Raw genomic sequence first — 15,706 nt, forward strand, 5'->3', positions numbered from 1 at the left:
CTTTTATTTGCTGGTGTTTAACAGGCTATTAACAGTCTACACTAGAGGCAGGAGGCCCTATGACCCTGTCTTTTACCACTCGCTGGCGTGATGAACTACCAGCAACTTATACCGCGCTTTCACCCACCCCTTTGAAAAATGCGCGCCTTATCTGGCATAACGATGCGCTGGCGGAGCAATTAGCTATTCCTGCGGCGCTATTTGATATTCCAACTGGTGCGGGCGTTTGGGGAGGCGAATCGCTGCTTCCCGGAATGTCGCCTTTAGCCCAGGTTTATAGTGGGCATCAGTTCGGCGTCTGGGCTGGTCAGCTTGGCGACGGACGTGGGATCCTGCTGGGCGAACAACAGCTTGCGGATGGTTCAACGTTTGACTGGCACCTGAAAGGCGCCGGACTCACGCCGTATTCCCGCATGGGTGATGGGCGCGCCGTGCTGCGCTCGACCATTCGCGAAAGCCTGGCCAGTGAAGCGATGCACTACCTGGGAATACCGACCACGCGGGCATTGTCGATTGTCACCAGCGACACGCCGGTGTATCGCGAAACGGTCGAAGCGGGGGCGATGCTTATCCGCGTGGCGCAAAGCCATATGCGGTTTGGCCATTTTGAGCATTTTTACTATCGCCGGGAGCCGGAAAAAGTGCGCCAGTTGGCTGACTTTGCGATTCGCCATTACTGGCCGCAATGGCAGGAAGACGCCGATAAATATCAGCTGTGGTTTAACGATGTTGTCACGCGTACTGCGACGTTAATCGCTGACTGGCAGGCGGTAGGATTTGCGCATGGTGTTATGAACACGGACAACATGTCGATTCTGGGTCTGACGATGGATTACGGTCCATTCGGTTTTCTTGATGATTACGTGCCTGATTATATCTGCAATCACTCTGACAACCAGGGGCGATACAGTTTCGATAATCAACCGGCCGTCGCGTTGTGGAACCTGCAACGTCTGGCGCAAACCCTGTCGCCGTTTATCCCGGTCGAGGCGCTCAATGATGCGCTGGACAGTTACCAGCTGGCGCTGTTAACTCGCTACGGTCAGCGGATGCGGCAAAAGCTCGGCTTCTTTAGCGAGCAGACAGACGATAACGAACTGCTTAGCGAGCTGTTTAGTCTGATGTCGCGGGAAAGAAGCGACTATACGCGAACGTTTCGCATGCTCAGCCAAACGGAACAACACAGTGCGCAATCTCCGTTGCGCGATGAGTTTATCGACCGCGCAGCGTTTGACGACTGGTTCACGCGGTATCGCTCACGCCTTCAGCAAGACAATATTGCCGATGCTGCCAGACAAACACAGATGAAGGCGGCTAACCCGGCGATGGTATTACGTAACTGGCTGGCGCAACGGGCGATTAGTCAGGCAGAGCAGGGGGATTACGCCGAGCTGCATCGGTTGCACCAGGCGTTGCGTACCCCGTTTGCCGATCGTGATGATGACTATGTCAGCCGTCCACCTGACTGGGGCAAACGGCTGGAAGTGAGTTGTTCAAGCTAAGGGGCCAGAAATACCTGCGGGGAGGCGTTGGCCGGATGCTGGCCAACGTGTACCTGAGCACCGTACCAGCGCTTCAGGTCATCGGCTTGTAACACAGTTTCCGGTGTTCCCTGCGATACCAGCCTGCCGTTGTGCAGCAGCACTATTCTGTCTGCCCACAGTGCGGCGAGGTTCAGATCGTGAAGCACAATGCACACATGCAGCTCTCCCGAAGAGGTAAGCGTTTTTAGCATGCGCAACAGATGCTGCTGGTGGTAAAGATCCAGCGCGGAGGTCGGTTCATCAAGGAATAACCAACCGCGAGGCGCACCGTCGCACCAGAGTTGTGCCAGCGCACGGGCTAACTGTACTCGCTGTTGCTCGCCGCCGGAAAGCGCGGCGTATTGCCGACCCGCCAACGGTGTGCATCCGGTCATTTCCATCACCTGAGCGATAAGCCGGGGCTCCTGCTGTTGGGTCCACGGCGCGCGGCCCATCGCGATGACGGCCTCTACCGGCCAGTCGAATCCCAACAGTGTTTGCTGGCGCATCACTGCCCGATGCCGCGACAGGGTCTGGGTAGACCATTCATGCAGCGGTTTGCCCGCCAGCACGCAGCGTCCGCTAGCGGGCTGCAGAAAACCGGTCAGCAGGCGCAGCAGGGTGGATTTTCCCGCACCGTTTGGGCCGATGAGCGCAACCAGTTCACCTCTTGTAAGGGCGAGCGATACGTCGTCAATCACCGGTCTGCCAGCTACGTGATAGCGAAGCCTTTCAGCGATGAAATGTTCAGCCATGCGCTCCTCGCTGACGAAAAATAAGCCATAAAAACCACGGTGCGCCGAGAAGACTGGTCAACAGACCGACCGGCATCTCCGCAGGCGCAACCGCCGTACGAGCCAGGGTGTCGGCAATCAGCAATAAAAACGCGCCCGCCAGCACGGAACCCGGAATAACGGCCCGATGGTCTGAGCCGAGCCACATACGTATTAAATGTGGGATTACCAACCCGATAAAGCCAATCACCCCGCTTACCGCCACGGCTGAGGCAACCAGTAATGCGCTACAAAGCAGCAAAATACGCTGGATTGTACGTACATCAACGCCGAGATAATGCGCCTCTTCCTCACCCAGTTGCAGAAGATTCAGCGCCGGAGCAAGTCGCCAGATGATCAGCACTGTCGGGATTGTCAGCGAAGTGACAGCCAACAGCGTGGACCACTGTGCGGCCCCCAGACTTCCCATTCCCCATAGCGACAGCTGGCGCAGTTGCGCATCATTACTGACCCACGACAGTACGCCAACCGCCGCCCCGCAGAGCGCGTTGATGGCAATGCCGACCAGCAGCAGGCGGGAGAGCGAACCGTCGCGCTGTTGGCTGAGGATAAAAATCACTACGGTTGCCGCCAGCGCGCCGAAAAAAGCGGCCAGCATTGGAGCATACAACATCATCAGCGCGGGCAAAGAGACAGGCAGCACCACCCACAGGGCCACAGCGCAGGCAGCGCCGCTGCTTATTCCCAGTAATCCAGGGTCTGCAAGCGGATTGCGAAACAGCCCCTGCATCACGCAGCCAGCGAGCGCCAGAGAGCCGCCAATCACCAGTGCCAGCAGGACGCGGGGAAGACGAATCGTGAGCCAGATTTGACGCAGTGCCTCATCGCCATCACGCCAGAGCAGACTTACCGGCAGGCGCAACGCGCCAAAACCGGTAGCCAGAACCGTCATTGCAATCAGCATCAATGCCAACATCCACAACGAACAGGTGATCCGCCGGGACATCAGGGCAATTGCTCCGCTTTAGCACGAAGCTGCAAAATAGCCTGTGGCGTGCGAACGCTGAAGCCCAACAGAGCCATATCGTCAACCTGCAATACCTGTTTATTCCTTCCGGCAGGTGTTTGCGCAAGTCCCGGTAGCGCCCACAGATTATCTTCGCCACCCATCGCCTTAACGCCGTCCTGCGAAATCACCACCAGATCGGGCTGGCTGGCAATGACGCCTTCTTGTGACAGCGGCTGATAGCGATTAACGCCCTGCATCGCGTTGCGTAGACCTGCGGCACGAATCGCCGCATCGGCTCCGGTTTGCTGGCCCGCCGCCATCGCGGTCATCCCGCCATGATTGAGAATAAACAGCACACGTTTATTAAGTTCAGACGACGGGAGCGTCGCCAGTTCCTGACGTAACGTTGCGCGCAGCGTTTCGCCGTCGGCCTCCCGATGAGTAGCCTCAGCGATAACCCGAACTTTTTCATCAATCGCGTTAAGATCGTTGCTTGCTGGGATCGTGACAACCCTGACGTTGCTCTGCTCAAGCTGTTTTAGCGCTAAAGAGGGCTGTGCCTGCGCGCTGGCAAGGACCAGCGTAGGGCGGGTAGCCAGGATCCCTTCGGCGTTGAGCTGGCGCAAATAACCAACATCAGGTAACGCGGTTGCCGCAACAGGCCACTGGCTGGTGCTGTCTCTCGCTACAAGGGAGGGTTGTGCTCCCAGTGCGTAGACAATCTCGGTGACATCGCCACCGAGCGCAACAACCCGTTCCTCGGGCGCAGCCAGCGCCGCGAAGGGCAGCAGCGCGATCAGGGCCAGCAGTTTTTTCATGCGGCCAGTCCTTTCGGCGTCAGTGCGTCAATCTGTGCGCGCCATTGCGTCTGCTCCGGCTCGCCTTCCGTACGTTGACCATACAGCTGGGCGATTTGCGTGCCGTCGGCAGCAAACAGCTCCAGACTGGTGACGTGACCATCGGCGGTCGGTTTACGCGTCACCCACGTTTCCGCCACGCTCTCTTCCAGTAGATGCAGGGTAAATGTTGGGTTGAAGATGTTCAGCCAGCCTTTCATCGGCACCAGTTTTTCTATTACGCCGGTAAATATCTGTACACAGCCGCGATTACCCACAAAAACCATAATTTCGTTGCCATCCTGACGCGCGGTGTCGAGCAATTGCGCCAGTGCGCTATTAGAAACCTTACAGGCCAGGTCGTCGCCAACCAGATTAAACGCCTGTTGGCGGGTGAGATCGTGGCGTTTCAGCAGACCGAAGAACTGATGGACATCGGTCATCGCTCGCCACTCTTGATCAACAGTCTGTGCGTCGACAGTGACGGCGGCAGGCACAGAATTGTTGACGGGTTGCAGCACCAGCGGCGGGTTTTCTGCAAAGATGAAACGGGTCAGCAACGCCGCCCATTCCTCAACGAAGGTATTTTGTGTGGTATAGACCTTCAGCAGTGCGTCTCCCTGATGGTCAAAGAATTGAATGCTCTGACGCTCGCCGTGGGCGGTAGTCTCACTGATATGAAAAGCGCTTGCCCACTGATTGAGGAACAGGCGCAGGTCGAGGGCACGCGGATTAAGAACCAGCCCGGCATGGCCGTTCAGGTGCTGATTGGTAAAAGCGCCAACCTGTTCATGCACCGCATATTCGTTGCGGCAAATGCATTTGGTTTCACCAACCGCTTCCAGTGCGCCGAGGATTTCGCGGACTTCGCCACGTAAGCGCCAGGCGTCATGGCCGACGCGCGCAAAGGTCAGTTCGGCTTCGCTAATATTCATCAATCCTGCAATGTCACGTGCGTATTTGCCGGGATTTTCTTTCTTCAGTTCCAGCCAGCGTGTGTAATGATTCATTGTCTCTTCCTTCCAGATTGCGGCCCCGGCGAACCGGGGAAAAGTGATTACCACTGATAACTCACGAAAATTTTGCCATTACGACCATCCTGCGGAATGCCTTGCGGCGACCAGTACTCTTTGTCAAAGGCGTTGCCCAGTACCAGCGTGGTGGTCATGCCTTTCAGCGCTTGTTGGCTCTGATAGCTCACGTAAAAATCGTTTACCGCATAGCCAGGCTGTTTAGCGTAGGTGCTGCTGATATGCGTTGAACGGTCAGCAAATGTCCCGATCCAGCCTACGGAGAAACCGCTGTGCGCAACCGGCACATTCAGTTTGCTGGTGACGGTGTCCGGATTAATGCTGGAAATGTATTCACCTGTGTCAGTATCTTTTCCGCGTGTGCGGTTATAGGCCATGTCGAGGCTGAACAGGTCGGCGGTATATTTTGCCATCACGTCCCAACCCCAGATTTTGGCATTGGGAACGTTATAGGACATGGTTGTCGCGGCAGCAAAGTCAACGCTGGTGGAGATGTAATCTTTTGCTTTGGTATCGAAATAGCTGGCTTTAAATTCGAGCGCATCGCTCGCCATCAGCAGATCGTCAAAGCGCAGGCCAAATCCGTATTCCTGTGTTTCGTTGGTTTCCGGGCGCAGGTTAGGGTTTGGCACCCAGTAGTTAGTGTAGAAACGACCAATCGAGAAGTGTTTCGCATCGTTATACATCTCGCCCATGGTTGGCGCACGGAAGGCCTGAGCGTATGAACCGAACAGCATCAGCCAGTCGGCTGGCGTAACGGTGAGTCCGGCGCGGGACGACCATTTGTCAGCATCAACATCTTCATAGCCGTCGCTGCTGCCGCGATAAGAGTCATAACGGGTACCGCCCAGCAGCGTAACCGGCAGGTCACGCAGGGTGATTTCATCCTGTAGCCAGCCGGAGCTGAAATCGATCTTTGCCTCCGGGAAACCGGTGGTTGAACCACCCGGTTGTTGTTCCTGGCGATAGTATTCACCGCCGTAGGTCAACAGGTGAGATGCAAAAGAGTCGGTAAACAGGCGGCTGCGGTTGTCGATCTTCCCGCCTTTGGTGGTTTGCTTGCGAAATTCGCCAGTGTTATCTGCGTTCTGAGCATTAATGCGCGCTTCGGACCAGTAGATACGGGCATCCGCGTTCAGCCAGTCATTGTCTGCCGGAGCGAGCGAGTAGGTCAGTTGCGCATCACGCTGGATCGTTGAACGGTTGGTCATCGGGTTGCTGGCATCCGCCACACTGGTCTGCGGGTTTTTAGGTTCCCGGGCGTCATTGTTGTAGTAACGCAGCGAGCCGGCCAACGTCTGGGCGCTGTCAATTTTCCAGCTACCTTTCGCCAGCATATTGTTAATTGCTTCATCATTCGGCGCAGTAGTACCGTCACTCTGGCGTAAATCACCGCGATCGCGACTCGACCATGCGAGCAGTCCGTCCAGCGTATCGGTGCGCCCAAATGCGCTGGCGCCCATACCGAGGCTGTGATCGCCGGTTGCCGCGGTACCGAACACGCGGTAACCGCTGTTTTGTCCGGCTTCCAGCAGATCTTTGGCATCCGCACTGTCATAGGCGATCACGCCGCCCAGCGCGCCGCTACCGTACAGTAGTGCGGAAGGGCCACGTACGACTTCGATACGTTTGATAAGCGCCGGGTCGAGGAAGGTGCTGTTCAGGTGTCCGGTGTCAGTTCCCTGACGAACGCCGTCAACCAGTACCAGAACGCCACGTCGATCGTAGCCGCGCAGATTCACGTCCTGGCCGTTGGTACGACCCGTACCATCGAGGGTCAGACCCGGAACCGTCCGCAACAGATCGGCTGCCGAACTGGCGGTCTGGTTTTCCGGGGCGGTGGCATCAATCACGCTGACCATCATCGGCGCTTCAAAGGCGCTACGAGCATTGCCGGTGGCGGTAACGGTCATATCCTCGACCGCCGCATAGGCGACGGCGGGCAGGTTACTGACAATCGCCAGCGCCAACAGCGACGGGCGCAGGGAAGCGGTGTGCAGGTAAGGCATAGCAACTCTCCATTAGGAAATCGAAAAGCGCTGGCTGCCTGGGTATGTGACCTGGGTGGCTGGCGAAATGTGTTGTTTATTTAGTCAGAATGAGTTTTCCGGCTTGCGTCTGGCGCAGCAGGTAGTGCTGACCATCATGTTCTATGATCACGCGTCCTTCGTTACCCAGCAGGGTTTTACTGTCAATTCGTCGCTCGTTTGGCGCGACGGAAGGCGGTGTTGTGTCTTTTGTAGGCGTAGCCGTTGTGTTATCCATACGTGACATAGTGTTTAAAAATAACAATCAATGTAACAATGATAATCATTATCATCAAACTGCAAATTTGCGGCAAGCGTTTTTGTGAAATAATTGTGACGAGAACGTTTTTTGCACAACAATTGGGGAAAAACAAAGGATTAGCACCGGGCAAAGTGATATTGCCCGGCGAACAGCATTAAAAACGGCTATCAACCGCAGAGGCGAGTTTTTCAACCAACAGTTCAGTATCTTCCCAGTTCAGGCACGGGTCGGTAATAGACTGACCGTAAACCAACGGCTGGCCGCTAACGATTTTTTGCGTACCTTCACGCAGGAAACTCTCCGCCATGATCCCGGCAATTGCCGTCGAACCGTTACGAATTTGCTGGCACACATCATCACAAACGTCCAACTGACGACGATGCTGCTTCTGGCAATTGCCGTGGCTAAAATCGACCACCAGATGCTCAGGCAGGGAAAATTCGTGCAGGGTATCGCAGGCTGCGGCAATATCTTCAGCATAATAATTCGGCTTTTTACCGCCACGCATGATGATATGCCCGTAAGGGTTACCGCTGGTCTGATAAATGGTCATCTGACCGGTTTTATCCGGCGAGAGGAACATGTGACTGGCGCGGGAGGCGCGAATCGCATCGACGGCGATGCGCGTGTTGCCATCCGTTCCGTTCTTAAAACCGACCGGGCAGGAGAGCGCGGAGGCCATTTCACGATGGATCTGACTTTCGGTGGTGCGCGCGCCAATAGCTCCCCAACTGATTAAATCGGCAATAAACTGGCCGGTCACCATGTCGAGGAATTCAGTCGCCGTGGGGACGCCCAGTTCGTTGACCTGCAACAGCAGTTTTCGCGCCAGTTCAATACCGTGGTTTACACGATAACTGCCGTTCAAATCCGGGTCGGAAATCAGGCCTTTCCAACCCACGACGGTGCGTGGCTTTTCAAAATAGGTACGCATCACGATTTCCAGACGCGCCTGGTGCTTTGTGCGCAGCGTCTGTAATCGTGTCGCGTATTCCATCGCGGCATCAAGATCGTGAATCGAGCAGGGACCTACGATCACCAGTAAACGGGGATCTTCACCATTTAAAATTTTTTCTATCCGACGTCGGGAGTCCGTAACATGACGGGCGACGGAGGATGAAACAGGATGCCGTTGCGCAAGCTCTGCTGGAGTGACCAGGTTGTCAATACGCGCAGTACGGAGTTCATCGGTTCTGTTCATTACTTGTCTCAGAAATTTGTTGCTTCAACGGCAGGACTACCGGGAAGTGATGTACATCACAATATCACACTCATCCTGCCTGGTGGCGAGCATAATAACAAAAAATCGAACCAATGCACTAGCATTCTAGTACATGCGGCGATTCAGTCCCATGATATCGAGGATCTTGGTAGCAATCTCTTCTACCGAATAATTGGTACTGTTCAGCCAGGGGATCTGGTTTTTCCGGTACAGCGCTTCTACCTCAGCAACTTCCATTCGGCACTGTCGCAGCGAGGCGTAACGGCTGTTCTCACGGCGCTCTTCGCGGATGGCCGCCAGGCGCTCAGGGTCGATAGTCAGACCGAACAGCTTATGCTGCAACGGCTTCAGGGAGGCGGGCAGCACCAAATTATCCATATCATCGGCAATAAAGGGGTAGTTGGCGGCGCGGATACCAAACTGCATGGCCAGATACAAACTGGTTGGGGTTTTGCCGCAACGAGAAACACCAAGCAGGATAACCTGGGCCTGATCGAGGTTGCGCAACGAAATACCGTCGTCGTGGGCGAGGGTGTAGTCAATGGCGGCAATGCGCGCGTCGTACTTGTTGAGGTTACCGGGATTCAGACCGTGCGTGCGATGGGCGATAGGTGTAGGGTCGAGCTTCATCTCGTGTTGTAGTGGGGCAACCAGCGCCTGCACAATATCCTGACAAAATCCCTCACTTTGCAGAATGATTGAGCGAATTTCTGGCAGGACGATGGAGTAAAACACCAAAGGGCGCACACCAGTTTGATGGTAGATCGCGTCAATCTGGTCTTTAACCGCGCGCGCACGACTCTCATTTTCCACAAACGGCAGCGTAATGCTGCTGATCGTGACCGGGAATTGCGACATCACCGCGTGACCCAAGACCTCGGCGGTGATGGCCGTACCATCAGAAATATAAAATACGTGACGATCAACAGCATTATCCATTTTGCTCATCCTGGGCAGACATAATTCTCTGAAAGCATAAATTAAAATTCGCCAGAAGCGAATATTGCTGCATCTTTTTTATAAAGTGAAACGGTATTTTTATAATTAATGAAAAGTACATTTCATTTTTCGGAACAAATGTTTATACCGGTAGTTTTTGTGGAGATCCCCTGTGGCTCGCGGGTTTGCGCAAATGTGGAAACAATCTGAAAAAATAAAAAATAAAGTTGCTTGAACGATTCACCGTTTTTTTCGCTGGAGTAAATATGCAAAGATAATTACGCAAAATTGAGTTTCCTAACCTCGTTCAAATATAAGGATTGTTCGATGTCCAACAATGGCTCGTCACCGCTGGTGCTTTGGTATAACCAACTCGGCATGAATGATGTAGACAGAGTTGGGGGCAAAAATGCCTCCCTGGGTGAAATGATTACTAACCTTTCAGGTATGGGTGTTTCCGTACCGAATGGTTTTGCAACGACCGCCGACGCGTTTAACCAGTTTCTGGACCAGAGCGGTGTAAACCAGCGCATTTATGAGCTGCTGGATAAAACGGATATTGACGATGTCACCGAGCTTGCAAAAGCCGGCGCGCAGATCCGCCAGTGGATTATCGACACTCCTTTCCAGCCGGAGCTGGAAAATGCCGTCCGCGATGCCTACGCGCAGCTGTCAGCGGACGATGCCCATGCCTCTTTTGCTGTGCGATCTTCCGCTACCGCAGAAGATATGCCAGATGCGTCATTTGCCGGTCAGCAGGAAACCTTCCTCAACGTCCAGGGATTTGATGCCGTGCTGGTTGCCATCAAACACGTATTTGCCTCGCTGTTTAACGACCGTGCGATCTCTTATCGTGTCCACCAGGGTTATGACCATCGTGGCGTAGCGCTCTCTGCGGGTGTGCAGCGGATGGTGCGTTCTGACCTCGCGTCTTCCGGCGTCATGTTCTCCATCGATACCGAATCCGGTTTCGATCAGGTAGTGTTTATTACCTCTGCATGGGGCCTGGGCGAGATGGTCGTGCAGGGGGCCGTTAACCCGGATGAATTTTACGTGCATAAACCGACGCTGGCGGCTAATCGTCCGGCTATCGTTCGTCGCACCATGGGTTCGAAAAAAATCCGCATGATCTACGCGCCGACTCAGGAACACGGTAAGCAGGTAACGATCGAAGATGTGCCGCAGGAACAACGCGACATTTTCTCCCTGACTAACGAAGAAGTGCAGGAACTGGCCAAGCAGGCGGTGCAGATCGAGAAGCACTACGGTCGTCCGATGGATATCGAATGGGCGAAAGACGGTCATACCGGTAAGCTGTTCATTGTGCAGGCGCGCCCGGAAACCGTGCGTTCTCGTGGCCAGGTGATGGAGCGTTATACGCTGCATGCGCAGGGTAAAATTATTGCTGAAGGTCGTGCCATCGGTCACCGCATTGGCGCGGGGCCGGTCAAAGTCATCCAGGACATCAGCGAAATGAACCGTATCGAACCAGGCGACGTACTGGTTACCGACATGACCGACCCGGACTGGGAACCGATCATGAAGAAAGCAGCGGCGATTGTCACCAACCGTGGCGGTCGTACCTGTCACGCGGCAATCATTGCCCGTGAGCTGGGGATCCCTGCCGTGGTGGGCTGTGGCGATGCGACCGAGCGCATGAAAGATGGTGAGAAGGTTACTGTCTCTTGTGCCGAAGGTGACACCGGTTATGTTTACGCTGACATGCTCGATTTTAGCGTGAAGAGTTCCAGCGTGGAGACCATGCCGGATCTGCCGTTGAAGGTGATGATGAACGTCGGTAACCCGGACCGCGCTTTCGACTTCGCCTGCCTGCCAAACGAAGGTGTTGGTCTGGCGCGTCTGGAATTTATCATCAACCGTATGATTGGCGTACACCCGCGTGCACTGCTGGAGTTTGATGACCAGACGCCTGAGCTACAAAATGAAATCCGCGCCATGATGAAAGGTTTCGATTCTCCGCGTGAATTCTACGTTGGTCGTCTGACGGAAGGGATCGCGACGCTGGGAGCGGCGTTTTATCCTAAACGCGTCATCGTGCGTATGTCTGACTTTAAGTCCAACGAATATGCCAACCTGGTCGGCGGTGAGCGTTATGAACCGCATGAAGAGAACCCGATGCTGGGCTTCCGTGGGGCGGGCCGTTATGTTGCCGATAGCTTCCGCGACTGCTTCGCGCTGGAATGCGACGCAGTAAAACGTGTCCGTAACGACATGGGCCTGACTAACGTTGAAGTGATGGTACCGTTTGTACGTACCGTTGCCCAGGCGAAAGCGGTGGTGGAAGAGCTGGCACGCCAGGGGCTGAAACGCGGTGAGAACGGACTGAAGATCATCATGATGTGTGAGATCCCGTCTAACGCCTTGCTGGCCGAGCAGTTCCTCGAGTACTTCGACGGCTTCTCCATCGGCTCAAACGACATGACGCAGTTGGCGCTGGGTCTGGATCGTGACTCTGGTGTGGTTTCTGAACTGTTTGATGAGCGTAACGACGCGGTGAAAGCGCTGCTGTCAATGGCGATTCGTGCAGCCAAGAAACAGGGCAAATACGTGGGTATTTGCGGTCAGGGCCCATCTGACCATGAAGACTTTGCGGCCTGGCTGATGGAAGAGGGGATCGACAGCCTGTCGCTGAACCCGGACACTGTCGTACAGACCTGGCTAAGTCTGGCTGAACTGAACAAGTAACATCATGCCTTATCCGGCCTATTCAACGTAGGCCGGATAAGATACGCTAGCGTCGCCATCCGGCACTTTATCCTGCAACACTCTCCACGCTCAAACGCTGAATAATATCCTGACGCAGTTGGTATTTTTGTACTTTACCGGACGCTGTGCGTGGTAATTTCTCCACGATCACAATGTGCTCAGGGTATTTGTACTTTGCCACCCGCTTGCGACTAAAAAAGGCTACCACTGACTCCAGTGACAGCGAATGATGCGGCGGTTTTAGTACCACATAAGCACATGACCTTTCACCTAAGCGTTCGTCTGGCATCGCGACAACGCAGGCATCGTGAATGCGGGGGTGCTGCAATAAAATATCCTCAACTTCGCGGCTGCTGATGTTTTCTCCACCGCGGACAATGATATCTTTTTTCCGTCCGGTGATTTTGATGTACCCCGCATCGTCCATTCGGCATAAGTCGCCGCTGTAATACCAGCCGTCTTGATCCAGCGCACGGGCGGTGAGTTCGGGTTCATCGAGATAGCCCATAAACACATTGGGACCGCGTGAGGCTTCTTCGCCTTCTACACCCACAGGCAACGTATTGCGCGCTTCATCGACGACTTTAATTTCGACGCCTGCAGCAGCATATCCGTCGGTATCCATCATGCGAGAAAGCGAATCATCGAGATTGACCAGCGCATGCGGGGAACTCTCTGTCGAGCCATAAATGCTTAATAATTTTATGCCGAGATGCTGGCAGTCACGGGCAATCTTCTGTGGAATGGTTGTGCCCCCACATAAGAAAAAGCGTAGCGATGAGAGATCGCTTGGCCGTTTATCCATGCTACACAACATGTCGTAGACGAAGGGCGTTGCGCCGAGCACACAGGTACAGCGTTGTTGTTCCAGCAGTTCAAGACAGGCGGCTGGGGTGAAAACATCTAACAATACGCTGCGTGCGCCGATTAAAAACGGTGCGGTAACGCCATGCAGAAAACCGGTAGCGTGTCCCAGTGGTGCTGGCATTAAAAACACATCCTGCCAGGTGAGATTAAGGCGGGCACAGTAGGCGCGCTCGCTGGCAAGGATGTTGTTGTGGGTCAGCATTACGCCTTTTGGCATTCCCTCGGTACCGGAGGTAAACAACACCGCCGCCAGTTCATCGGCGTGAACATTAATCGTTTGAGTTAATGGCGGAGCTAAAAGCAGTTGGCTGAGCGCTAGCGAGGTCGTTGCCGGAGCCAGTTTATCCACGGCAACGATCTGTTGCAGATGTGGCAACTGGTTTTGTAAGGGCAGGATCAGATCGACCGGTCGGGTCTGTTTAAACAGCGTCGGTGCGAAAAAAATCTTCGCTTTGCACTTATTCAGCACCCATACCAGTTCTGCTTCACGCCACGCTGGCAGCAGCGGTACGGAAACGGCCCCGGTTTTCAGGCAGGCCAGGTAGATAATCGTAAACTCGCACCAGCCCGGTAGCTGGAAGGCAATGCGATCGCCAGGTTGAATACCGCAGGCTAAAAACCAGGTTGCCAGACTGCTGGCCGCGCTATCGAGTGCAGCATAGGTGTATGAAGCGCCATGGTTATCAACCACCGCGATTTTATCTGGCATGGCTCTGGCAGTTTGGTTCCAGTAATCGCCAAGCGAAGCATCTCCCCATAAACCCTGTTGCCGCCAGACTTCGCGACGTTCGGCGTTAAACGTTAGTGTGATACTCATGAAGTTATTCCCTGGATGATTTCGGCATACATCTGACCGGATGGCCGGCGTGGCCGAACCGGTGTACTACAGGTAAAATCCGTTAGCCGTAGCGAAAATCAATGCCAAATGTTCCGACCGGATATTCCCATTGGTCGAGGATCGTGTCGCCGCACAGTACTCGACACGTTCCGCACTCCAGGCAACCAGCAGAATCAAAATGAATGTTTCCACTCTCGTCCTGCTTATAGAGCCCGGCGGGGCAGGCTTTCAGCAGCTTGCGAAATTCATTAAGGTCTGGATGTTCGGCCAGGATGATGTGCGGGTGGCCTTCATCGACATTGAATTTATTGACGCCCAGTTTGACGTCAACGTTAACAGTATTGTCCTGACTCATAGTGCAGTTGCCCCCTTGATACCGTCTTTCAGTAAGTTCATCAGTCCGATTTGTTTGGCATGGGACATAATCATCTTGCGAACCGGTTGATTTGGACGTCCGTCAACGGTGAACATATCGCTCATGATGTCGGCCACCATACGCGGATACTGGGTGAACAGACGTGGGTTTTCCATCAACGCCGGGAGCTTGCGAAAATGTTGTAAATCACGCATCACACAGCCTTGTTCAAGCGCGCGTTTGTAGTCCATCAGGCTGCTGGCAGAGAAATCCTGTCGTTCTTTTGCTGCAATGGCTGTTTGGGCAGCGGCTTCTGCGGAAGCGATGGCCAAATCCATACCTCGCACCGTGAAACCCAGGTTCAAACAGAAACCGGCGGCATCACCGACGATCATCACACCGTCATCGACCAGCTTTGGAACCATTGCCAGACCGCCTTCCGGCACCATATGCGCGGAATATTCCAGTAATTCACCACCGGCAATCAATGGTCGAATAGTTGGATGTTGCTTAAAGTCTTCCAGCATTTGTGGAATACTTTTTGTGGCATGGGCAATATCCCCCAGACCACACACCAGCCCCAGAGAGATGGAGTCCTGGTTGGTATACAAAAAACCTCCTCCCATCAATCCATCAGACGGTGAGCCTGCAAACAGCCAGGCCGCGCCCTCATTACCTGAAAGGTTGAAGCGATCTGCAATGACCGCTGGAGGTAAGCCGATCAGCTCTTTTACGCCAACGGCATAGTGATGTGCAGAAGAGGGAGGAACCATCCCCAGGGACCGCCCCAACATAGAGTTGACGCCATCGGCCAGGATGACAATATTGGCTTCCAGGATATCGTCACCGGCCTGGACTCCGGTGACCTTATTACCTTCGCGGATCAGAGCATCGACGCGCACACCGGGGATGAACTGCACGCCAGCTTGTTCCGCTTTTTCCATTAACCATGGGTCGAGTCTGTTGCGCAAAACGGTATACGAATCCTGCGTTGGTGCGTCAGCTTTTTCACGATGGAAATCGAGAGTGACGGCGCTTTCTTCGGTCAGAAAGGAGATTTTTTCGCGGGTGACTTTACGCTCGAGCGGCGCCTCCTGCGCGAACCCTGGCATGATGCGCTCAAGGCTATGCGCGTAGAGTCTTCCGCCGGTCATATTTTTACTGCCTGCACTGTTTCCGCGCTCAATGACCAGCACGTCCAGTCCGGACAGAGCCATAACGTAGCCTGCAACCGTACCCGCCACGCCAGCACCGACCACAATGGCATCAAATTTTTCATCTGACATGCTTTATGCTCCTTTCCCGCTGCAAGGGCAGCGGGAGATGTGCGTTAAAT

Annotated in this window: 13 protein-coding genes; 2 read left to right on the plus strand and 11 right to left on the minus strand. The window is 54.4% G+C overall.

The window, feature by feature from the left end; genetic code table 11:
• The first annotated feature begins 59 nt into the window (after positions 1 to 59).
• The gene (gene selO / locus OGV57_RS04765) at positions 60 to 1,502 is read left to right on the plus strand and encodes a protein adenylyltransferase SelO (protein ID WP_054528312.1); all 1,443 of its coding nucleotides are present in this window, start codon (positions 60 to 62) and stop codon (positions 1,500 to 1,502) included.
• Here the strand turns inward: selO and OGV57_RS04770 are convergent.
• From OGV57_RS04770 to ppsR, 8 genes are all read right to left on the minus strand, one after another.
• Positions 1,499 to 2,278, minus strand: coding sequence for a heme ABC transporter ATP-binding protein (locus OGV57_RS04770; RefSeq protein ID WP_003030561.1), 780 nt, complete (start codon positions 2,276 to 2,278; stop codon positions 1,499 to 1,501). The two genes, selO and OGV57_RS04770, sit on opposite strands and share 4 nt — an antisense overlap.
• A complete protein-coding gene (locus OGV57_RS04775) occupies positions 2,271 to 3,263 on the minus strand; it encodes a FecCD family ABC transporter permease (protein ID WP_032949136.1) in 993 nt (330 codons plus the stop codon). Before OGV57_RS04775 ends, OGV57_RS04770 begins: the two co-directional genes overlap by 8 nt.
• Positions 3,263 to 4,084 carry a heme/hemin ABC transporter substrate-binding protein gene (locus OGV57_RS04780; RefSeq protein ID WP_003843463.1) on the minus strand — a complete coding sequence of 274 codons (822 nt, stop codon included), beginning with the start codon at positions 4,082 to 4,084 and terminating at the stop codon, positions 3,263 to 3,265. The genes OGV57_RS04775 and OGV57_RS04780 overlap by 1 nt, the downstream gene beginning before the upstream one ends.
• A complete protein-coding gene (gene chuS / locus OGV57_RS04785) occupies positions 4,081 to 5,112 on the minus strand; it encodes a hematinate-forming heme oxygenase ChuS (protein ID WP_003843464.1) in 1,032 nt (343 codons plus the stop codon). The genes OGV57_RS04780 and chuS overlap by 4 nt, the downstream gene beginning before the upstream one ends.
• A gap of 47 nt (positions 5,113 to 5,159) precedes the next feature.
• A complete protein-coding gene (locus OGV57_RS04790; protein ID WP_054528313.1) occupies positions 5,160 to 7,142 on the minus strand; it encodes a TonB-dependent hemoglobin/transferrin/lactoferrin family receptor in 1,983 nt (660 codons plus the stop codon).
• A gap of 76 nt (positions 7,143 to 7,218) precedes the next feature.
• A complete protein-coding gene (hemP, locus tag OGV57_RS04795; protein ID WP_003030556.1) occupies positions 7,219 to 7,407 on the minus strand; it encodes a hemin uptake protein HemP in 189 nt (62 codons plus the stop codon).
• Positions 7,408 to 7,576: 169 nt separating this feature from the next.
• Complete coding sequence (gene aroH, locus OGV57_RS04800) at positions 7,577 to 8,623, minus strand: 3-deoxy-7-phosphoheptulonate synthase AroH (protein WP_049003462.1); 1,047 nt, start codon at positions 8,621 to 8,623, stop codon at positions 7,577 to 7,579.
• A gap of 126 nt (positions 8,624 to 8,749) precedes the next feature.
• Positions 8,750 to 9,583 (minus strand): posphoenolpyruvate synthetase regulatory kinase/phosphorylase PpsR, encoded by an 834-nt coding sequence (gene ppsR, locus OGV57_RS04805; protein WP_054528314.1) that lies wholly within the window; start codon positions 9,581 to 9,583, stop codon positions 8,750 to 8,752.
• A 327-nt stretch (positions 9,584 to 9,910) separates the two neighbouring features.
• On the opposite strand from ppsR, the gene ppsA reads away from it, so the two are divergent.
• On the plus strand, positions 9,911 to 12,289 hold the full coding sequence (gene ppsA, locus OGV57_RS04810; protein ID WP_003030548.1) for a phosphoenolpyruvate synthase: 2,379 nt from the start codon (positions 9,911 to 9,913) through the stop codon (positions 12,287 to 12,289).
• A gap of 67 nt (positions 12,290 to 12,356) precedes the next feature.
• Here the strand turns inward: ppsA and fadK are convergent, their stop codons facing one another.
• From fadK to OGV57_RS04825, 3 genes are all read right to left on the minus strand, one after another.
• Positions 12,357 to 13,994 carry a medium-chain fatty-acid--CoA ligase gene (gene fadK, locus OGV57_RS04815; RefSeq protein ID WP_054528315.1) on the minus strand — a complete coding sequence of 546 codons (1,638 nt, stop codon included), beginning with the start codon at positions 13,992 to 13,994 and terminating at the stop codon, positions 12,357 to 12,359.
• Positions 13,995 to 14,076: 82 nt separating this feature from the next.
• Complete coding sequence (locus tag OGV57_RS04820; protein ID WP_003836621.1) at positions 14,077 to 14,370, minus strand: ferredoxin family protein; 294 nt, start codon at positions 14,368 to 14,370, stop codon at positions 14,077 to 14,079.
• A complete protein-coding gene (locus tag OGV57_RS04825; RefSeq protein WP_054528316.1) occupies positions 14,367 to 15,656 on the minus strand; it encodes an FAD-dependent oxidoreductase in 1,290 nt (429 codons plus the stop codon). The genes OGV57_RS04820 and OGV57_RS04825 overlap by 4 nt, the downstream gene beginning before the upstream one ends.
• Positions 15,657 to 15,706 lie beyond the last annotated feature (50 nt).

The organism is Citrobacter sp. Cf087, from assembly GCF_030334285.1.
GTDB classification, from domain to species: Bacteria; Pseudomonadota; Gammaproteobacteria; order Enterobacterales; family Enterobacteriaceae; genus Citrobacter; species Citrobacter freundii.